The organism is Indolivaga macrotermitis, assembly GCF_900128985.1.
Lineage (GTDB): Bacteria > Bacteroidota > Bacteroidia > Bacteroidales > Dysgonomonadaceae > Dysgonomonas_A > Dysgonomonas_A macrotermitis.
This window is the reverse complement of sequence record NZ_FQUC01000001.1, coordinates 223,662-244,643: the sequence shown is the minus strand read 5'-3', so window position 1 is coordinate 244,643 and position 20,982 is coordinate 223,662. Positions and strand designations below refer to the sequence as shown.

Here is a 20,982-nt window from a genome sequence, read left to right as displayed (position 1 = left end):
GTTATGATCAGATATACATTTTTTGCAGCAATTATTTTAGTGATACTTTCGGGTTGTAAAGAACAAGTCGAATCACCGGATAAAATAGATAGCTATCCTGTAATCCTCCCTGATTATGTAGGTGTTACCATTCCTGCAAGTATTGCTCCTCTTAATTTCACATTCGAGAACGAAAAGTTTGAAAAAATAGATGTAGCGATTAAAGGTAAAAAATCAGGAGAAATTCATATACAGGATAAAGAGGTAGCACAATTTCCTATAAAAGATTGGAGTAACTTACTCGAAGCAAACAAAGGTTCCGAAATAACCGTTACCGTTAGCCTCAAATCAGATGGAAAATGGCGTCAGCATAAAGCATTCAGCATTTATATAAGTGAATTCCCTATCGATTATGGTTTAGCTTACCGTTTAATAGCTCCGGGCTATGAAGTGTACAGTAAAATGGGTATTTATCAGCGGGATTTATCCTCATTTGACCAAAAAGCTATTTATGAAAATACAATGGTTCCGGGATCATGTGTCAACTGTCACGCTTTTAACCAGAATGACCCGGCAACAATGAGCCTGCATGTACGTGGCGAACACGGTGCTACCATGTTACAAATAGATGGTAAAATGGAGCTGTACAAAACAAAAACCGATAGCACAATAGCATCTTGCGTATATCCTTATTGGCATCCATCGGGAGACTATATAGCCTATTCCGTTAACCAGACAAAGCAAGGCTTTCACGAACGGCATAATGAGCGTATCGAGGTGTTTGATGAAGCGTCGGATGTAGTAGTATATGATGTAAAGAAGAACCAGTTACTAACCAGTTCTTTACTTAAGACAGACAACTTCGAAACTTTCCCTGTATTTTCTCCGGATGGACGGACTTTATATTTCTGTTCCTCTAAGAAATTCGATATACAATCGGGCTACCAAAATATAAAATACAGCCTTTGCAAAATATCCTTTGATCCCGAAACCGGAAATTTCGGCTCTGTTATTGATACTATTATTTCATCGGAAACGACAGGGAAGAGTATATCGTTTCCACGTCCTTCCTTCGATGGAAAATACCTGATGTATACCCAATCCGATTACGGTAACTTTTCTATCTGGCATAAAGAAGCAGATTTATATCTGCTGAATCTTCTGGATGGAACTTCGAGACGGATGGATGAAGTTAACAGTGACGATACTGAGAGTTTTCATGACTGGAGCAGTAATTCCCGTTGGTTCGTATTCAGTAGCCGCCGTGGCGACGGTCTTTATACACGACCTTACATTGCTTCGATAGACAATGAAGGTAATATTTCTAAACCTTTCTTATTACCTCAGAAAGATCCGAGATATTATGATACTTCACTTTATTCATTCAATGTTCCTGAGTTTATCAAAGCTCCCGTCGATGTAAATGCCAGAGAGCTGGAGAAGAAGTTATTATCAAAGGAGCGAATTCAGATGCAACTCAGATAAAAAGTCTATACATTACATAACTGAAAATACCATTGTATAAGACAATGGTATTTTTGTTTTTGATAGATCAAAGGTCTTTCTTCCGGCTATAATCTTCCAACCAATACTTCATGCCTGTCGATGTTTCAGCATCCTTCTTTATTATTCTCAGGGCTTTTTCTTCTGTATCATTATCAACCTCTAACATCTCAAGTATCTGCACCGCCACCCATATATCCGTGCGGTTTTCTTCAATATCCAACAATTTCGAAAATTCCAGAATCTCATCTTTTTCTTTTCTATTACGAATGAGCTCTATAATCTCGTACATCCTGTTAACAGCCTGATTATTCTGCTCCACTGTTTCCATATCTGCGTAATCTATCAGGCTACAGACATATGTCATTTGCTTATATTCGTTAATTAATTCTTCGATAGTCATATTTTTCATTCTTTATAGTCAAAGGCCAATAAAAATACACTTTAATTTGAGGATTAGCAATTTGCCTTTAATCTACATTATTTATTATCTTTGCACCCCCTGAAAAAAAAACAACAGTTATGGATATTCTCAAACTCGCAGAAAAGAACCAACAAATAGGTTGGAAAGTGTTAGAAGACACCCGGATCATATCTACCTGGGAAAGTATAGGAGCTACGGTTAACATAATAGGCTCTCTAAAAACAGGACTTATGATGAAAAAGCTGGATATAGATATGCATATCTATAGCGATAAGTTGGATATTGCTAAAAGCTTTTCGGTACTCCAACAGCTGGCAGAAAAATTACCGTTAAAGGAGATCCAGTACAGAAATCTCATCGATACCGAAGAAGAATGCTTGGAATGGCATGCCTTATATGAAGATAAGGATAAAAACAATTGGAAATTGGATATGATCCATATCCGTAAAGGCTCGAAGTACGATGGTTTTGTAGAAAGAGTTACTGAAGCTATCTCCAGCCGTCTTACACCTGAAACGCGTAAAGCTATTCTGGAAATAAAATCGAATGTTCCACTAGACGTAGTTGTTCCGGGAATAGAAATATACCATGCTGTTTTTGCAGGAGGTGTCCGTAGTTATAATGAGTTTATGCCATGGAGAGAAGATCATCCGTTAACTAATAGTATGGAATGGATACCATAAACCGACTATAACGGGACTATAAAAAGAAAGCATTGCGAACGTAAATCCGCAATGCTTTTATTTTTCGATCTTATTACCGTATTATTCAGCGTTCAAAGAGAAACGTTTGAATGCAACTACAGTAAGTTCTTTATCTACAGATTGTAGATATTGTTCGATATTTTGTTTTGGGTTTTTGATAAATTCTTGTTGAAGAAGAGTAAACTCTTTGTAGAACTTAGTCAAAGCACCTTCTGCAATTTTGTCGATTAGGTTTGCCGGTTTACCAGCTTCAAGAGCCTTTTCTTTAGCCAGATTCAACTCTCTTGCTTTGATTTCTTCCGATACTTCTTCGGCAGTCAGAGCAACAGGATTCATAGCAGCGATTTGCATAGCTACATCTTTTCCTACCTGAGTATCAACACCAGCTTTATTGAAACCTACGATAGTAGCAAGCTTGTTTCCCGGGTGAATGTAGAAAACTACAGATGGAGCAGAAAGTGTTTCGTAAGCACCAATTTCCATTTTTTCACCGGTTACTCCCATACGGTCTGTAACAAGGTCTGCTATTTTGCGGCCATCTACTTCAACTTCGTTCAAAGCATCTAAAGAAGCAGGTTTGTTAGCTAATGCAGCGTTAAGGATTGTAGTAGTTAAACCAACAAATTCAGCGTTAATAGCTACAAAGTCTGTTTCACATTTTAAAGCTACAAGAGCAGCAAAGTCATTATTTGATCCTGCAAGAACACATCCTTCTGAAGCTTCGCGGTCTCCACGTTTTGCTGCAAAAGCCTGTCCTTTTTTACGTATAATTTCAATGGCTTTATCAAAGTCACCATTCGATTCTGTCAATGCATTTTTACAATCCATCATCCCCGCACCTGTTCTTTTGCGTAGGTTTTGGATATCAGCCATACTAACTGCCATATCTTTATCTTATTTTTTAGATTATAAATTCGAATTTAAAAAAATAAGGTTAAGAACCAGCACTAAGAAAAAAGTGTTCCTAGCTGTTATTCTTAACCTTTATGTTTTATACGAGATTACTCTTCGTCTTTCACATATTTGCTAGCAACAGCAGCTTTCAACGCTTCATCATCATCTTTAGATGTACGTTCTTTTTTAGCTCCGGCTTTTGCTTTACGTTCTCTCTTTGCTCCTTCTTCTTGAGCTTCAGCTGCATTGCTGTCTGCCTTTTCTACTTTTCTTTCTTCCAATCCTTCTTTGATTGATTCGCATAGGTGAGAAAGAATTACTTCAATAGATTTAGCAGCATCATCATTTGCAGGAATTACAAAGTCCAAACCTGAAGGGTTAGAGTTTGTATCTACCATAGCAAATACAGGTATGCCAAGACGTTGAGCTTCTTTCACTGCGATGTGTTCTTTCAATACATCAACGATGAAAAGAGCTGAAGGGAGACGTGTCAAATCCTGGATAGAACCCAGTGTTTTCTCTAATTTAGCACGTTGACGAGTGATTTGAAGTTTTTCTCTTTTAGAAAGAGTATCAAATGTTCCGTCTTTGATCATTTTGTCGATAGTTGACATTTTCTTTACAGCCTTACGGATTGTAGGGAAGTTTGTCAACATACCTCCTGGCCAACGTTCGATAACGTATGGCATATTTACAGATTGAGATAAATTTGCAACTACTTCTTTAGCTTGTTTTTTTGTAGCAACGAACAGGATTTTCTTTCCTGATTTTGCTATTTGCTTCAAAGCAGCAGCAGCTTCATCTGCTTTAGCTATCGTTTTGTATAGGTCGATAATGTGAATGCCATTACGCTCCATGAAAATATAAGGAGCCATTGCCGGATTCCACTTTCTTTTCAAGTGTCCGAAGTGTACACCAGCTTCAAGTAATTGGTCAAATTCTAATTTTGCCATTTTTATTTTTTCTTTTAAAATGCGTTTACTTTCTTTTTCTTAATTTGAATTGTCAGGTAGCTCTTTCATTTAAGTACTAAACTTCAATATCTGAGATCCCGGCAATTTAGATGCTAAACGTAACTTTTGCCGACGTATAACTACGCCTATATTTCTAATCATGCCACCAAGATTATGCAACCAAAAGCATATCCGGATGAATGAAAGCCATATCCAAATTAACGTTTTGAGAACTGAAATCTTTTTCTTGCTTTAGGCTGACCTGGTTTTTTACGCTCAACAACACGAGGGTCACGAGTCATGAAACCTTCTGCTCTAAGAGCTGGTTTATCATCAGCATTGATCTTAACCAAAGCACGGGCAATACCTAAGCGTGCAGCTTCAGCTTGTCCTTTATAACCTCCTCCATTCAGATTGATCATGATGTCGTATTTTTCCACAACACCTAATTTATTTAAGGGTTGAGTTACAACATACTGAAGAATAGTTGAAGGGAAGTAATTTGTTAGATCGCGTTTGTTGATAACAATTTTTCCGGTTCCTTCGCTAACGTATACACGTGCTACTGCAGCTTTGCGTCGTCCGATTGCATTTACTACTTCCATTGTTATTATTTAAGAGAGTTAATATCTAATGTTTTAGGCTGTTGAGCCTCATGCTTGTGCTCTGAGCCTCCATAAACATAAAGGTTTTTCAAAAGAGCTGCTCCTAAAATATTTTTAGGCAACATACCTTTTACTACTTTATGCACTAGTCTGTCCGCACCTTTGCTTAGCAATACGGCAGGAGTAGTTTCGCGTTGACCTCCAGGATAACCTGTATATCTCAGATAAACACGATCTGTCCACTTATTACCAGTTAGAACAACTTTGTCAGCATTGATAATAATTACATTGTCTCCACAATCTACATGAGGAGTAAAACTTGGCTTATACTTTCCTCTCAAAAGCTTTGCCACTTTTGAAGCCAAACGACCTAAAGTCTGGCCCGAAGCATCAATCACAACCCACTCTTTTTTTGCGGTTGCTTTATTTGCTGAAATGGTCTTATAACTTAAAGTATCCACTTTCGTTAATTGGTTTAATTTGATTAATGACTTTTACCTGACCACAATCCAATCTACTTTTATCTGCTAAGGACACTTGTAAGCAAATAATAGACTATGCATCAGATAATTATATTCACATTTATAATAATCGGCTCGCAAAGATACATATTTTCCATCAATTAGCAAAAAATATACACCCGATTCAATACTTGATAATTAAGGCAGGCATATAAATCGTTTCGCCGGAAGGGTTACACAAAGGTAACACATATATCTTACCGCTAGACCTTAAGCTCTTATCCGTAAGCCAATTGTGTTTTCCAAGGTGACATTTAGGTGACACGTGTGTCACCTTTGTCACCCTTTTGTCACCTTCATTATCCATTGATAATAAACCAATTAAATCCACAAAAGTAACAAAAGGAGCAGGAGTGACATTGTTTTTTATTTTCATTTCGATGTTCTTTAAAGGTTTGTTTTGAATACTTTATTCATCATTCTTAATTCTTAATTCATCACTTATTTACCTAATAGATAAAAAAAGAGAAGCATTTCTTCCGAAATGCTTCTCCTAACTATATATCAAGATGTATCGATTACATAAATGTAACTTTACCTGTTTCCATATCGTATACACCTCCTACGATCTTTATTTCGCCTTTCTCTTCCATTTCTTTTAGTATCGGGCTCTTTTTTCGTATTTCGGCTATAGCCAGAATTACATTTTCATCACATACAGCCTCTACAAAAGCGGGATTCTTTGAAGTTTTTTCACCCTCGAAACTTTTACCGGCCGAAGCTACTGCAGGACGAATCTTTGCTAATAAAGGCGTTATATTACCAAGTTTCACATCGTCAATTGCCGATTTAACAGCTCCACAATAATCATGCCCCAAAACTACAATTAATTTCGAACCTGACACTTTGCACGCATATTCTAAGCTTCCCAGAATATCTTCGTTCACTATATTACCTGCAACACGGGCAACAAAAACATCGCCTATCCCCCGGTGAAAAACATCTTCAACAGGAACGCGCGAGTCAAGACACGACAATACTACAGCTTTTGGATATTGCCCTAGAGCAGCATCGCGTACTCTCTGCGAATTGTTACGCACAGTAAGGTTATCTTCCGAAAAATCTTTATTCCCCTGTATAAGGGAATCCAATACCTGCTGCGGTGTTAGCTTAGCTTGCTCCTCAGCTGTCAGCACAGAACTTGTAAGTATATCATCAGACTCCAATTCCTCGAATTCGGCAGGTACTGTTTTAGCAACCTGAGCCTGTTCTTTGGGTGGCTGATTGTTACACGAGCTAAAAAATGCCAGTGAGGACAAAAGCAGCAAACCTATTGCGTTGATCTTTCTCATATTGTCTTATTCTTATATAATATATAGGTATGGTGAATATACTTCGATTTATTTCCTTAGAACATAATCGTCTCCCATCTCGCCAACGATACGATTACCATCGATATCAAGTTGACGAAGAGCGTTTTCTTCGACAAAATACTGATTAGGTTTATCTTCTCCCGACAGTGTGACTATTCTGCCTGTCTTGTCCCATGCATATTTTCCTTTCGACGAATATGGCTTATTGTTTTTTCCCACATAAGTCACATCTTTAGTATAGGTACTATCTTCCAATACGATAGTTATCTCCATACCCTCGCCCGAAGCTGTAGGAAGTGTACCCTTATAAGCACCTTTCACGTCCAATGAGTTCTGAGCATTATGCGTATCTGCCACTTCCAGAGTATCTGTCAAGGATGCAAGATCAATGTCTGTTTCCGGTTTTGGTTTATTGTTGCAGCTGAACATCACAACTGCAAGCAATAAGAATGCTGTCTTTTTCATAATCAATCCATTTTGTTTTATTATAGCATCTAATGATCACTCTCATCTCGTGCCGTTAGTAATTTCACAATTATAACTATAACCAAATGGCCGGCAAAAGTGTTCAAATATTTATGTTAAGCTATCTTTAGTAATAGTTTAGCTTATCTCCAAACAGAATAATAAAAAACTTTACGTACCTTTACGCGATTTTTAGAAGATAGAAAAAAATAATTATGATTAAACCGATTACAAAGAGTATCGATTTGGGTGATGGAAGGTCTATCACCATTGAAACAGGAAAACTGGCTAAACAAGCTGACGGATCAGTAACTGTCAGAATGGGAGACACTATCCTGTTGGCAACTGTATGTGCTGCCAAAGATGCAAATCCGGGTGTAGATTTTATGCCCCTGCAAGTAGAATACAAAGAAAAATTTGCTGCTTTCGGGCGTTTCCCCGGAGGTTTTACCCGTCGCGAGGGGCGTGCTTCGGACTACGAGATCCTAACTTGCCGTCTTGTCGACAGGGCTTTACGTCCTCTTTTTCCGGACGATTACCATGCAGAAGTTTTTGTTAATATAATTCTGTTCTCTTCGGACGGAAAAGATATACCTGATGCCTTGGCAGGTCTTGCCGCATCGGCTGCTTTAGCTGTATCAACCATACCATTTAATGGTCCGATTTCAGAAGTTCGTGTAGCCCGTATAGACGGTAAGTTTGTACTGAATCCTACCTTCGAGCAACTGGAACAAGCTGATATGGATATTATGGTAGGTGCTACTATCGATAATATCATGATGGTAGAAGGCGAAATGAAAGAAGTACAGGAAGCAGAAATGCTTGAAGCAATTAAATTTGCACACGAAGCAATTAAAGTTCAGTGCCAGGCACAGATCGAACTGATGGAATTGTGCGGTACTACCGAAAAACGTACATATTGCCACGAAAATAACGATGAAGACCTACGCAAAGATGTTTGGGCCAAATGTTACGACAAAGCGTATGCCGTTGCAACATCGTGCAATACAAACAAGCACGAACGTGTAGCAAATTTCGAAGCTGTTGTTGAAGAATATAAAGCCGGACTTACAGAAGAAGAATTGGCTGAAAAAGGTGCACTTATAGGTAAATATTACCACGATGTAGAAAAAGAAGCAATGCGCCGTTCTATTCTGGATGAAGGTAAACGCCTTGATGGTCGTAAAACAACCGAAATCCGTCCTATCTGGAGCGAAGTGGATTATCTTCCCGGAGCTCATGGCTCGGCAATTTTCACCCGTGGTGAAACCCAATCTTTAACAACTGTTACATTAGGTACCAAGCTGGATGAAAAAATCATCGACGATGTTCTGAATAACGGAAGAGAGCGTTTCTTATTACACTACAACTTCCCTCCATTCTCTACAGGAGATGCCCGTCCACAAAGAGGGGTTGGCCGTCGCGAAGTTGGTCACGGAAACCTTGCTCACAGAGCATTGAAACCAATGATCCCTACTGATTATGCATATGTAGTACGTGTTGTTTCTGAAATCCTTGAGTCAAATGGTTCGTCATCTATGGCAACTGTTTGTGCCGGAACTCTGGCTCTTATGGATGCAGGTGTTACTATTAAGAAACCAGTTACTGGTATCGCTATGGGACTTATCTCCGAGAAGAAAGGTACTAACTATGCTGTTCTTTCCGATATCTTAGGAGACGAAGACCATCTGGGTGATATGGACTTCAAGGTTTGCGGTACACCTGATGGTATTACTGCTACACAAATGGATATAAAGGTAGACGGACTTTCTTACGAAATTCTTGAAAAAGCATTGAACCAAGCAAGAGAAGGACGTTTGCATATTATGGGTAAGATACTGGAAACACTTCCAGCTCCAAGACCTGATCTTAAACCTAATGCACCTCGTATTGTCGTAATGATGATACCTAAAGAATTTATCGGTGCAGTAATCGGACCTGGAGGAAAGATTATACAAGGTATACAAGAAGAAACAGGTGCAACTATTACTATCGAAGAAATAGACAACCAAGGCCGTGTCGAAATATCTGCTACGAACAAAGCTTCTATCGATGCTGCCGTAGACAGAGTGAAAGGCATTATTGCAGTTCCCGAAATCGGTGAAGTATATCAGGCTAAAGTTCGTTCTATTATGCCTTATGGCGCATTCTGTGAATTCCTTCCGGGAAAAGACGGATTGCTTCACATCTCGGAACTCTCATGGGACCGTATCGAGAAAATGGAAGACGCAGGTCTGAACGAAGGAGATATCATCGAAGTAAAACTTGTAGATATCGATTCTAAAACCGGAAAAATAAAGCTTTCGCGCAAAGCGTTATTGCCACGTCCTCCACGTCCGGAACGCCCAGTGGTAAAGAAAGACGATCAGGAGCAGGCTCCGGCATCAGAAAATAATTAAATTATATTTTTGATACATATATGAGAAAAGGATTGCTTTACCGGCAATCCTTTTTCTATGAATAATAATACTGACATTACACTTTGCATGCCGAGCAGACAGGAGGTCAGCTATGCTTTTTTGTTTTCCATGGCTTAAAAACAGAGATACCTGTTAAAAACAACAATACCAAAGAGAAGAAAACTCCGCAATAGAAGACCAATTCAGATTGATACAGGAAGTCAGCATCGGTTAAGGCTGCATCCCTCATCTTATCGGCAGTTTCAAGATTTGCATCCAACCAGGGACTAAGAACAAATGTTCCGACAATAATTACAGTCATTCCGGCTATCCATTTTACCGTGATCCACCGGTGTTTGAAGAATCCCCAATTAGTCCATACACCATAAGCTATACCGACAAAGACAGTAAGAGTAGCCCCGGGTATCACCAACCAATCATCAATAAAGCGTATTATCTTAAACTTCATATACAATTCATCTCCCGATTGTACCGATACAAATGTGAGGATCGCCATAGATACGACGCCTATAGTCCACATCATGACTAAAATTAAATGAATGGTTTTTAAAACCTTCATTCCTTTTGATCCTAATTTCTTCATACTAAAATATTTTATTCGTCTTTTCGTTCTCTTTCTTTCAGATTAGTATATACTTTCGTCAGCATATCCTTCAGTTGCTTCCGGTCTTTTTCGGCAAAGCCAGCCAATGCTTCTTCTATTATCCGATCCGCAACTTTCAGTGCTTGCGGCATCAACTCCCTGCCTTTGTCTGTTATGCAAACCGAATTTTTCAGATTACGAACCTGAATTCTCACTGCTAAACCTTTCTTCTCCAGATTATCAATTGTACGCTTTATTGCTGCTGCATCTTTCGACAGTATCTGAGCTATTTCCAACTGACTCAAAGCATCTTTATAATAAAGACAGCGTAAAACTATAAACTGAGAGTGAGGCAGATCTATATTACTGGCTTCTAAACTGGCATTTAACGATTTTGCTAACCAAATTGAAGCACGGCTGACTAAAAGCCCTAAAGAATAAAGACGATCATCCATTGTTTTATTTTTTTGTAAAGATAAAACAAATATTGATTAGTCAATATTTGGATTCCAAAAATAAGTTGCTTTTAAATATCGATTCAGCCAAAGTTCCTTCTGTATTCTATGGGTGATGTGTGTATGTGCTTCTGAAATACTTTTCTCATATTGTCTGATGAGCCGAAACCGCACAGATCAGCAATTACTTTCTGCGAGAGACGGGTATCTGTCAAATAACGACAAGCCGTTTCGATTCGCACCTTATCGATGTATTTAGCAGGTGTTATCTTCATCTCACGAGCAAAAACCCGGGCAAAATTACGAGGACTCATCGAAGCTTTATCAGCTAAATATTCTACTGTGATAGCTTCATTCAAATGTTTCGATATCCATTCGCATATGGTTTGAATCGGTTGATAATCGGTATTCTGATGTGTAAGAATCGTACTATATTGAGACTGGCTTCCCTGACGTTTCAAATACAAAACCATTTGTTTGGCAATCTCCAGCGAAAAAGCACGCCCATGATCTTCTTCTATTAATGCCAACGCCAAATCCATTCCACTGGATATACCTGCCGACGTATATATATTGTTGTCTTTAATAAAGATAGGGTCGTTCTCGACTTCTATATCCGGAAAGGCTTGTTTAAGTGTAGCACATTTTTCCCAGTGAGTCGTTGCTGTATGACCAGACAAAACACTGGCTTGTGCCAGAAAAAAACTACCGGTACATACCGAACAAATACGGCGGAGTACTTTAGATTGATCATATATCCATCGGAGAACATTCTTCGGTAATTTGTACTTTTCTATCTGCCAATTAGGAACACCCGGTATTAACAAAGTATCTATAGGGAAATCAATATCCATAATACTGCCTTCACATTGGATTGCAAATCCAGAAGCTGTCGGTACAGCCAGATTATCATCAATAGACAAAAGGTGTAACTTATAAGTGTCTTTATTTCCGCGCAGAGACTCCATAGCTTGAGTGAAAACTTCACATGGACCTGCTATATCTAGTAATGTAACATCCCGTATCGCAAGAAAAACAATATGCCGTATATTTTTTGTCATCTACATTATCATTTTCACAAAGATAGTATTTTATCTGGCAGCATTAGATGTATTATTGTCATTTGAGACACAGTGTGCAGAACTTAACTTTGCCTCATATTCTAATAACTCGCATTATGTCTATAAAAACAATTACTGCTGAAGCAGCAGCACTACTTATCAACGACAATGACAATGTCGGATTCAGTGGCTTCACTCATGCCGGCTGTCCTAAAATAGTACCACTGGCCTTAGCTAAACGAGCAGAATCCGAACATTCCGAAGGACGTAGTTTCCGGATAGGAGTATTCACGGGAGCATCTACCGTTGACAATATAGATGGCGCATTATCGAGAGCTAAGGCTATTAAGTTCCGTACCCCATACCAAACAAACAAAGACCTGCGCGACGCTATCAATGAAGGTGAGGTTGATTACTTCGATCTACACCTTTCTACTTTATCCCAAGACCTGCGTTATGGTTTTTATGGCAATATAGATGTCGCAATTATAGAGGCATCCGACATTACGGATGATGGCCGGTTGATTCCGACTTCGGGTGTAGGTATCACTCCTACAATTGCAAAAATGGCTAAGATTATTATTGTCGAACTCAATAAATGGCATCCGAAAGAATTGCGCGGAATGCATGATCTCTATGAAATGGAAGATCCTCCTTACCGGCGTGAAATCCCTATTTATTCAGTAAAGGATCGTATTGGTAAAGAATACTTACAAATAGACCCGGCCAAAACTGTTATTGTAGAAACGAATGTTCCTAATGCAGGAGGAGGCTTTAGTCCGATTGACAACACAACTCTAAGAATAGGTGAAAATGTTGCCAACTTTCTTGTAGATGAAATGAAGCGGGGCAGAATTCCGGAAAATTTCCTCCCCATACAGTCCGGTGTAGGAAATATTGCCAATGCAGTATTGTCTGCCATGGGGAACAATAGGGATATACCGGATTTTGAAGTATATACCGAAGTTATACAGGATTCTGTGATTGATTTACTCGAAAAAGAGCGTATTACTTTTGCCAGCGGGGGTACGTTAACCGTTAGCAACGAATGTCTAGAGCGGATTTACAGTAATCTCGAATTTTTCAAGAAACGTATAGTGTTGCGCACATCCGAAATATCCAACCACCCCGAGATTATCCGGCGCTTGGATATCATTTCTATGAATACAGCTATCGAAGCCGATATTTTTGGTAATATTAATTCAACACATATCAACGGAAATAAGATTATGAACGGAATCGGAGGTTCGGGAGACTTTACCCGTAATGCTTATATATCAATATTCTTAACTCCGTCTACAGCCAAAGGGGGCAATATCAGTGCATTTGTACCTATGGTATCGCATACCGATCACAACGAACATTCGGTAAAAGTCATAGTATCGGAATACGGGGTTGCAGACCTTCGGGGAAAATCGCCTAGAGAACGGGCTCATTGTATTATCGATAATTGTGTACACCCGGATTATCGCCCATTACTATATCAATATTTAGATAATGGGATAGAGGGACAAACTCCTGTCAATTTGTACAATGCATTTGCTTTTCATAAGGCACTGATCGAAACCGGAGATATGCGAAATGCGGTTATTGATAAAAATCATCATAAATAGGTATTGTACATTCATATATTAATGATGAACTTTATAAGTATAAATTTATAAATGAATCGTATATGAAATATCGTATTGAAAAAGACACAATGGGCGACGTAAATGTACCTGCCGACAAATATTGGGGAGCTCAAACCGAAAGATCACGGAACAATTTCAAGATAGGACCTGAAGCATCTATGCCTAAGCCTATTATATATGCTTTTGCTTATCTTAAAAAAGCCGCAGCATACACGAATGCCGAACTGGGTGTACTTCCTGCCGAAAAGAGAGACTTAATCGCACAAGCCTGTGACGAAATACTGGCAGGTAAATTGGATGACCAGTTTCCTTTGGTTATCTGGCAAACCGGATCGGGTACTCAATCGAATATGAATGTAAATGAAGTTATATCGAACAGGGCATTGGTTCTGAGTGGAGGTCAGCTAGGCGAAAAAAGCCCTGTGCACCCCAATGACGATGTTAATAAATCGCAATCGTCAAATGACACCTTTCCTACCGCTTTACACATTGCCGCATATAAGGCTGTAGTGGAACATACGATACCTGCCGCCGAAAAACTACAAAAAGCATTAGCCGATAAGGCCGGACAGTTTAAAGATATAGTAAAAATAGGAAGGACACACTTACAGGATGCTACACCACTTACATTAGGACAAGAGTTCTCAGGATATGCAATACAGGTACAGTATGCCATTGACGCTATAAAATCGACTTTGCCACATTTATCGGAACTGGCTTTGGGGGGAACGGCAGTAGGAACAGGACTTAATACGCCTAAAGGATATGATACTAAAGTCGCAGAGCATATTTCCTCTTTCACGGGCTTGCCTTTCGTCACTGCGCCTAACAAATTCGAAGCATTAGCTTCTCATGATGCTGTTGTATCGACTCATGGGGCTTTAAACCAAATGGCTGTAGCCCTGTTTAAAATAGCTCAGGATATCAGGCTTTTGGGTTCCGGCCCAAGATCGGGTATCGGAGAATTGCTTCTGCCCGAAAACGAACCGGGTTCGTCTATTATGCCGGGAAAAGTAAACCCGACCCAGAACGAAGCAATGACAATGGTCTGTACTCAGGTTATGGGGAATAATACTACCATAACATTTGCCGGAGCAAACGGAAATTACGAGCTTAACGTTTTCAAGCCCGTTATTGCAGCTAACTTCCTGCAATCGGCCCAGCTATTAGCTGATGCCTGTATTTCGTTTACGGATCATTGCGTATCGGGAATCGAACCTAATCGTCAACGCATCAAAGAGCTTGTCGACAATTCGTTAATGTTAGTCACAGCATTGAATACTCACATCGGGTACGAAAAGTCTGCTAAAATAGCGAAAGCTGCACATAAGAATGGAACGACATTGAAAGAAGAAGCTGTAAAATCGGGATTCCTCACTGCGGAAGAATTTGATCAATGGGTAAAACCCGAAGACATGACCGGCAGTTTGAAATAAGGATAAAGTACTCCTTAACAAGATCAAAGGCAGAATGTATTGAATCGCTTCAATATCATTCTGCCTAGTCTTATAATAAACTGTACTTGGATCTTAAAACTCGAGAATCAATGCTTCTCTTGGTGATAACGTCAGTGAAGTACCGCTAACATCTATGGTCTTACCAGTCAATACGTCTTTAGATTGCGCTGCAGGCAGAATCTCACGGTATTTTGCAAGATCGAGAGTTAGCTCTTCATCCGATCCGCTCAAGAATACAACTACCGAACGCCCGTTATACTTTCTTTGGTACACATATGCTCCGTCAACCACTGCAAAGTGTTTTAATGAACCCTTGGAAATCACTTCATTTCCTTGTCTCCAGTGCAATAACTTTTTCATGAAGTCGTAAGCTGCATTTTGCTTATCCGTACGACCTTCTCTAGTAAAAGCATTTTGCTTGTCACCAGCCCATCCTCCGGGAAAATCCTCACGTAAAGTCCCATCACCTTTTCCTTTATCGGCAGCCATCAGAATCTCTGTACCATAGTAAATCTGAGGTATACCACGAGTCGTAAACAGAAAGGTCAAAGCCTGTTTGTAACGATTGACATTATTAGTAGATTCTTCTGTCGTGAAGAAGCGTGATAAATCGTGATTATCCAGAAATATCAATAAGTTAGAAGGATCGGCATACACTATATCCTGACTCAGATAGTCATGCAAACCGGCTAATCCCCCACTCCACGATACCTGCTCCGTAAACACACGGTTCATCAGACCCTGTAACGGGAAATCCATTACCGAACGAAGATGTGAATTTTTTGGATAAGCTAACCTACTATCCTTTTGCCAGAAAGATATTCCGACATTGCTATCCAGCCAGGTTTCTCCTACTATATTGAAATCCGGATACTCATCTGTTACTTCTTTACACCATCTTGCCATCATATCGAAATCGGCATATGGGTGTGTATCCTGACGGATACCATCAATACCACTATATTCTATCCACCAGATACTTGTCTGGATCAGGTAAGTTGCCACATGTTTATTTCTCTGGTTAAAGTCGGGCATAACAGTTGCAAAAGCACCATCTACTGCTATATCTTTATCATACTCAGAAGCATACTTATCGAATTGAGAAGCTGTACGGAAAGAAGATTGTATATACTCTTCGGGATAATTAAACCAGTCTTTCGACGGCATATCTTTAAATAAGAAACTTTCGCTTCCGCAATGGTTGAAAATCATATCCATTACAACTTTCATCCCTTTTGAATGGCTCTGCTCTACAAGAGATGCAAACTCTTCATTCGTACCGAAACGTCTGTCAACATTATAATAATCGGTAATAGCATAACCATGATAAGAACCATGAGGCATATCATTTTCCTGAATAGGATTTACCCAGATAGCAGTTATACCTAAATCAGCCAAATAATCGAGGTTATTTTCCATCCCTCTGAAATCCCCTCCATGGCGTCCATATTGATCCTTGCGGTCAACCTTATTATCGATCATACCTTTGATCACATCATTCGAAGGATCTCCATTGGCAAAACGGTCTGGCATTATCAGGTACAAAACGTCGCTCGAATTAAATCCTACTCTGTCGGACGAACCTGCCTTACGGGCTTTCAGTTCATAAGGCAAAGATTTCTTTTCCTTTCCACGAGTCAGTTGGATTTCGAATTTTTCGGGTGTAGCATTAGACAAATCCAGATAAAGTAACAGATAATTCGGATTATCTTGTTTTACAATATCTTTCACTGTTGCAGATTTTGCTGTTATATTAACGTTACAACCGGCAATATTATCTCCATACAAGAGAATTTGCAGTTCGGTGTTCTTCATTCCTGCCCACCAAAAAGCAGGCTCTAGTTTTTTTACTTCAATTGCAGAAAGGCTTCCACAAAAAAATATTGCTAATAAAAAGACTAAGTAAGATTTTTTCATTTCTTGCTTGTTTTACTGTAATGCGGATACATATGCACCCTCATCATATAGATAAATGATTATTTGATATTTAACAAAAATAGGGATAATAAGTTCTGTAAACTTTACAGCTATCCTGCCATCTTAGGTAAAACTTATGCAAACGATTGCAGACTATTTCGTTTCCAGTTTATAAAAACGGTTCTTATCATAAGAATAACTGTACAACCAATTGTCGGCACTCCAACCGATATTTACCCAATTATCATAGGGCTCGACAGTAAGATCTTCGCTGAAGGAAGAATCAGATATATCCAATGTTTTGATAACTTTTTTATCGGTGTAAACCACAATCCGGCTATTTGAGAAGAATATATAGCGATCTTTGATCTGTACAGGCAGATTTGTATCAGTATCTGTATTCAGTTTTGTATTGTCCCAAAAGTAAGAAAGTTGATCTGATGAATATATAAGTTTAATATCACCTGACGACCAAACTTCGACCGGATCTGTCTCTTGCCGGTTTCGGGGTTTGTACTTCTCGAAAAAGCGTTCCTTTATACGGATTGATCTTTCGGAATAATCGGATTCTTCATAAGAAGGTGTAAACAAGGGTTTCCACTCAGATGATGCAAAATAGTCGACAAGAGCTATTAATTCATCCAATGACAGATAACCCGAAACATCAACAAAATAACCGTTTTGCCCCTGTGATATTTCCATTCTCGGACTAGTGGTATTCTGGTCATATATGGCAATTTCGAAGCGCTTTTCTTTCAATTCTCCTCTTGATATCTTTTCCGCAATATAGTCATTCAGTACTTTTGCACGGGCTTGATACAGTAATCCTAACGTTTCTCTAAAGGAGGAATAATTCTGGCACAAATACAGATTTAGGTGTTCCTCTTTAAATGTACGGTCTACACAGACCGTAGCTTTAGCCTGACTTACTGATATAATGAAACAGATAATAAAGAATAGTTTTCTCATAAACGGTATTTCGACGGTATCAACTTTAGCAGATCCGAATCCGCCTTATCCGAAAACAGCAGCAATTGGCTATAAGGTTCGTCCAAATGCAGCAGTCGCCCGAAAGCAGGTTCTGTTTTATAGCCCTCTCTTTTTAACCGGATAATCTCTTCCCTGAACTTCTCTCCGGCGAGATTGAGCAACCTCCATTCCACCAACATATGCCTGTATCCGTTCTGTTCTATAGCCCTCCTATTTTCAGCATATATCTCGATAGGGAGGCTATTATACTGAAAAGATGCAACATAAACCTTTTCCGTCAGTCTATCGGAGAAACCGGGTAAACTCCCATATTTGAGAATGATAAACTCTTTGAATGCGTCTAACTCATCTGAACAGCAAGCAATATCAGCATCACTCCCTTCGATATTCAGACCGATAGGAATAGTACCTACAAGAACCGGTTCGTAAGCCGAAAGATCGTTCAATATATTCAAAGAGATAAGCGTCTTATAGCAATATTGCTGAAATGCACCTCCCTTTTGCAGGTATTCGATATTATTGGTAAACAGACTATTGTTATTCACTTCCGGGCAATCTCTTTTCGGTAAATTATCTTCTCATTTTTCATATCATATATCTCAGTTACCGGACTGTCCGGGCTGTATCCTTTTTCTTCGAAATACTTATCTATCGCAGGATGAACCCTGTTCAGTCCCATTAATATCGACAAATGCCCTTCGAAAGGGAATTCAACAACCGCGTATTCTTTATGAGGAAGTACTTTTACCTGATATTTCTTTTTCAAGCGTTCTACTTTCAGGCTATCCATTCCTTCGATAATACAGCCTACATCAGACCTGAGTTTACTTTTGTGTACTTTCTGAGGATCGTCGTAAAACACTCCGAAACCTTTACTTGTTGTCAGCGTATCATTCAATAACAAAGTGTAATACATCCTGTTCGAAACAGTTCCTGCCTGCGAGTAATCGCCCGATACTTTTTCGTAGACCACAATCTCTCCCCCGTTCATTTTCTCTTGTATTTGCACCGGCGAGAAACCTCCGTAATACCAGTACCCAAGCAATCCGCTTAGTGCAATAGATCCTCCGATAATTGCACCTATAACAATCTTCTTCTTGCTTCCAGTCATGTTTTCCTCTTTTTTATCGTACTCAGAAGCGCAATTCTCTGAGCAACATTAACCCTTAACAAAATCAAAATACAGTTTTCACCCTGCCGCCTTTATGATATCTCAACCGGCTCCCCCAGAAAACGGGGCTGCTTATTCAGGAGAATATCAAGAAAGACTTTCACCCGGGCAAATTTTTCTCTTAAAATAGTTTTGTATGAGACTCTACCCAAACCTACATCCTTGGCATTATATCCGTAGACGGTAAGTCCATAATGTTGTGCAAGGAAAACAGCCCGTTCGTTATGAAAACGTTGTGATACAACAATAAACGAATCCTGACCGAATATCTCTTTCATTCGCACAACCGAATCCAGCGTTCTGAAACCGGCATAATCGAGATAGATAATACTATCAGGCACTCCTAACTTCACCAGAGCATCTTTCATATCCTCGGGCTCGTTGTATGTTTCGTGCCCATTGTCGCCGCTCATAACGAAAGCTTCTACTTTGCCGGCATCATATAAAGCCTTTGCCGCCTGTATACGGTATGTGAAATAAGGGTTGGGATATCCGCCCCTGATATATTTTGAGGCACCTAATACCAAGGCTGTTTTTTGTTTGGGTATATTATTCGTATTATCATACACATAGCCACGTGTTGAACGTGGTATCTCCCAATTTGCATAAACCAGTACCCCTATTACAAACAGAGCAAAGATTACAAAACTCACAATCGACCACTTTATAACCTTTCTCTTCTTTCCCTTTTCCATCAATTTATACCTGTATCTATCCCTAAACAACTTTTATATTCTTACTACAGTTACAAACTACTACAAAAAGTATACAAAAGTGTACATGCAATGTGTGATCTTTGTCACTTTGGTGTCACCTTTATCACCCTGTTACAATTCTTATTATCAATCGATAAACGAGTAAAAGGTGACAAAGGTGACAGATTTTTTCTATTTTTATTTTTTGTCCTATCCGTTCAGAAATCCGGCTCATCCTATATTTACTTTTATATAGTACCAGCCTTTCTATATAGATAATTATTTTATTAAATACGGTCTAATACGGTTTTCAGCAGATCTTCGATCGAACCTTTATAATTAGAGTTGGATTCTCCTGCCAGACGGTTAGCAATGATAGAGCAAACAGTCATTGCACGGTGTCCCATCAGTTTACCCAAACCAGCCAGAGGAGCACTTTCCATTTCGTAGTTGGTTATAACATCGCCCTGATATTCGAACGACTCGATACGACTGTTCAAATCGGGATTGGCTAAAGGCATACGGACATAACGACCTTGCGGACCATAAAAACCGATAGCCGAAATAGTCGCTCCTTTTATCATATCATGCCCTATTTGTTCAACCAGGCTCTCATCCGCTTTCACCACATATGGCGAACAATGCAGTGGCGACCAGTTGACATGTCTTTTGAATGCTTCTTCAAAGCCTAGTTCGGAAACAGCATTGCGTCCTTCGTAATAATTCAGGACACCATCGAAACCGATTGACTTGGCCGATACTACATACGAACCTATCGGGCAATGAGGTTGTAAGCCTCCCGATGTACCTACCCGTACCATTGTCAGTTGCTTAAAGTCTTTCTTCACCTCACGGGTTTTGAAATTGACATTTGCCAATGCATCCAATTCCGTGATTACAATATCTATATTATCGGGACCGATACCATGCGAAAGCGCTGTTATACGTTTACCCTTATATGTTCCGGTAATGGTATGAAACTCTCTACTAGCCACTTCGCATTCGATACTATCGAAAAACGAAGCTGTAAGCGTCACTCTCGAAGGATCGCCCATCATTATGATCTTATCCGAAAGTTGTTCGGGTTTCAAATGAAGATGAAAAACACTGCCATCGCTATTGATGATTAGTTCCGATTCTGGTATTATTCTCATAATCTTTTATTTTTTGTTATTTTATTTTTTACTTTTCTTTCACGACCTCTGCACTCATTAGCAGCTTATTGTTACAAGGGTAGA

The 20,982-nt window shown here is 39.3% G+C and carries 21 protein-coding genes; 5 read left to right on the top strand and 16 right to left on the bottom strand.

What is annotated here, in order from left to right; translation table 11 throughout:
• Positions 1-3 precede the first annotated feature (3 nt).
• Complete coding sequence (locus tag BUC12_RS01100) at positions 4-1,464, top strand: TolB family protein (RefSeq protein ID WP_062175336.1); 1,461 nt, start codon at positions 4-6, stop codon at positions 1,462-1,464.
• Between the two features lie 67 nt (positions 1,465-1,531).
• Here BUC12_RS01100 and BUC12_RS01095 read toward each other — a convergent pair whose 3' ends face one another.
• Positions 1,532-1,894, bottom strand: coding sequence for a hypothetical protein (locus tag BUC12_RS01095; RefSeq protein ID WP_139261982.1), 363 nt, complete (start codon positions 1,892-1,894; stop codon positions 1,532-1,534).
• Positions 1,895-2,004: 110 nt separating this feature from the next.
• On the opposite strand from BUC12_RS01095, the gene BUC12_RS01090 reads away from it, so the two are divergent.
• On the top strand, positions 2,005-2,589 hold the full coding sequence (locus tag BUC12_RS01090) for a hypothetical protein (RefSeq protein WP_062175334.1): 585 nt from the start codon (positions 2,005-2,007) through the stop codon (positions 2,587-2,589).
• A gap of 81 nt (positions 2,590-2,670) precedes the next feature.
• On the opposite strand, the gene tsf is transcribed toward BUC12_RS01090, so the two are convergent.
• From tsf to BUC12_RS01055, 6 genes are all read right to left on the bottom strand, one after another.
• Positions 2,671-3,495 carry a translation elongation factor Ts gene (tsf, locus tag BUC12_RS01085; protein ID WP_062175333.1) on the bottom strand — a complete coding sequence of 275 codons (825 nt, stop codon included), beginning with the start codon at positions 3,493-3,495 and terminating at the stop codon, positions 2,671-2,673.
• Positions 3,496-3,611: 116 nt separating this feature from the next.
• A complete protein-coding gene (gene rpsB / locus BUC12_RS01080) occupies positions 3,612-4,457 on the bottom strand; it encodes a 30S ribosomal protein S2 (protein ID WP_062175332.1) in 846 nt (281 codons plus the stop codon).
• Positions 4,458-4,675: 218 nt separating this feature from the next.
• Entirely contained in the window at positions 4,676-5,062 is a 387-nt protein-coding gene (gene rpsI / locus BUC12_RS01075; RefSeq protein WP_062175331.1) for a 30S ribosomal protein S9, read from the bottom strand.
• Positions 5,063-5,067: 5 nt separating this feature from the next.
• A complete protein-coding gene (gene rplM / locus BUC12_RS01070; RefSeq protein WP_062175330.1) occupies positions 5,068-5,523 on the bottom strand; it encodes a 50S ribosomal protein L13 in 456 nt (151 codons plus the stop codon).
• Positions 5,524-6,101: 578 nt separating this feature from the next.
• Entirely contained in the window at positions 6,102-6,875 is a 774-nt protein-coding gene (locus BUC12_RS01060; RefSeq protein ID WP_062175328.1) for a carbonic anhydrase family protein, read from the bottom strand.
• Positions 6,876-6,923: 48 nt separating this feature from the next.
• On the bottom strand, positions 6,924-7,361 hold the full coding sequence (locus BUC12_RS01055; RefSeq protein WP_062175327.1) for a copper resistance protein NlpE: 438 nt from the start codon (positions 7,359-7,361) through the stop codon (positions 6,924-6,926).
• Positions 7,362-7,576: 215 nt separating this feature from the next.
• Between BUC12_RS01055 and pnp the strand changes: the two genes are divergently transcribed.
• The gene (pnp, locus tag BUC12_RS01050; protein WP_062175326.1) at positions 7,577-9,760 is read left to right on the top strand and encodes a polyribonucleotide nucleotidyltransferase; all 2,184 of its coding nucleotides are present in this window, start codon (positions 7,577-7,579) and stop codon (positions 9,758-9,760) included.
• A 106-nt stretch (positions 9,761-9,866) separates the two neighbouring features.
• Here pnp and BUC12_RS01045 read toward each other — a convergent pair whose 3' ends face one another.
• The 3 genes from BUC12_RS01045 to BUC12_RS01035 all read right to left on the bottom strand — a co-directional run bounded on the left by BUC12_RS01045 (position 9,867) and on the right by BUC12_RS01035 (position 11,880).
• Entirely contained in the window at positions 9,867-10,364 is a 498-nt protein-coding gene (locus BUC12_RS01045; protein WP_062175325.1) for a hypothetical protein, read from the bottom strand.
• Positions 10,365-10,375: 11 nt separating this feature from the next.
• Positions 10,376-10,819, bottom strand: a complete 444-nt coding sequence (locus BUC12_RS01040; protein ID WP_062175324.1) for a MarR family winged helix-turn-helix transcriptional regulator — start codon at positions 10,817-10,819, stop codon at positions 10,376-10,378.
• Positions 10,820-10,902: 83 nt separating this feature from the next.
• Positions 10,903-11,880, bottom strand: coding sequence for a GlxA family transcriptional regulator (locus BUC12_RS01035; RefSeq protein ID WP_062175323.1), 978 nt, complete (start codon positions 11,878-11,880; stop codon positions 10,903-10,905).
• Positions 11,881-11,996: 116 nt separating this feature from the next.
• Between BUC12_RS01035 and BUC12_RS01030 the strand changes: the two genes are divergently transcribed.
• Together BUC12_RS01030 and fumC are read left to right on the top strand one after the other, a co-directional pair.
• On the top strand, positions 11,997-13,493 hold the full coding sequence (locus tag BUC12_RS01030; RefSeq protein WP_062175322.1) for a succinate CoA transferase: 1,497 nt from the start codon (positions 11,997-11,999) through the stop codon (positions 13,491-13,493).
• Between the two features lie 62 nt (positions 13,494-13,555).
• On the top strand, positions 13,556-14,950 hold the full coding sequence (fumC, locus tag BUC12_RS01025; RefSeq protein ID WP_062175321.1) for a class II fumarate hydratase: 1,395 nt from the start codon (positions 13,556-13,558) through the stop codon (positions 14,948-14,950).
• A 93-nt stretch (positions 14,951-15,043) separates the two neighbouring features.
• On the opposite strand, the gene BUC12_RS01020 is transcribed toward fumC, so the two are convergent.
• From BUC12_RS01020 to BUC12_RS00995, 6 genes are all read right to left on the bottom strand, one after another.
• Complete coding sequence (locus tag BUC12_RS01020) at positions 15,044-16,888, bottom strand: glycoside hydrolase family 13 protein (protein ID WP_062175320.1); 1,845 nt, start codon at positions 16,886-16,888, stop codon at positions 15,044-15,046.
• A gap of 153 nt (positions 16,889-17,041) precedes the next feature.
• Positions 17,042-17,857, bottom strand: coding sequence for a hypothetical protein (locus BUC12_RS01015; protein ID WP_062175319.1), 816 nt, complete (start codon positions 17,855-17,857; stop codon positions 17,042-17,044).
• Entirely contained in the window at positions 17,854-18,423 is a 570-nt protein-coding gene (locus BUC12_RS01010) for a DUF4269 domain-containing protein (protein WP_062175318.1), read from the bottom strand. The genes BUC12_RS01015 and BUC12_RS01010 overlap by 4 nt, the downstream gene beginning before the upstream one ends.
• On the bottom strand, positions 18,420-18,989 hold the full coding sequence (locus BUC12_RS01005) for a GyrI-like domain-containing protein (protein WP_062175317.1): 570 nt from the start codon (positions 18,987-18,989) through the stop codon (positions 18,420-18,422). The genes BUC12_RS01010 and BUC12_RS01005 overlap by 4 nt, the downstream gene beginning before the upstream one ends.
• 92 nt (positions 18,990-19,081) lie before the next feature.
• Positions 19,082-19,744, bottom strand: a complete 663-nt coding sequence (locus BUC12_RS01000; RefSeq protein ID WP_062175316.1) for a SanA/YdcF family protein — start codon at positions 19,742-19,744, stop codon at positions 19,082-19,084.
• A gap of 287 nt (positions 19,745-20,031) precedes the next feature.
• Complete coding sequence (locus tag BUC12_RS00995) at positions 20,032-20,898, bottom strand: nucleoside phosphorylase (protein WP_062175315.1); 867 nt, start codon at positions 20,896-20,898, stop codon at positions 20,032-20,034.
• Between the last annotated feature and the right edge of the window lie 84 nt (positions 20,899-20,982).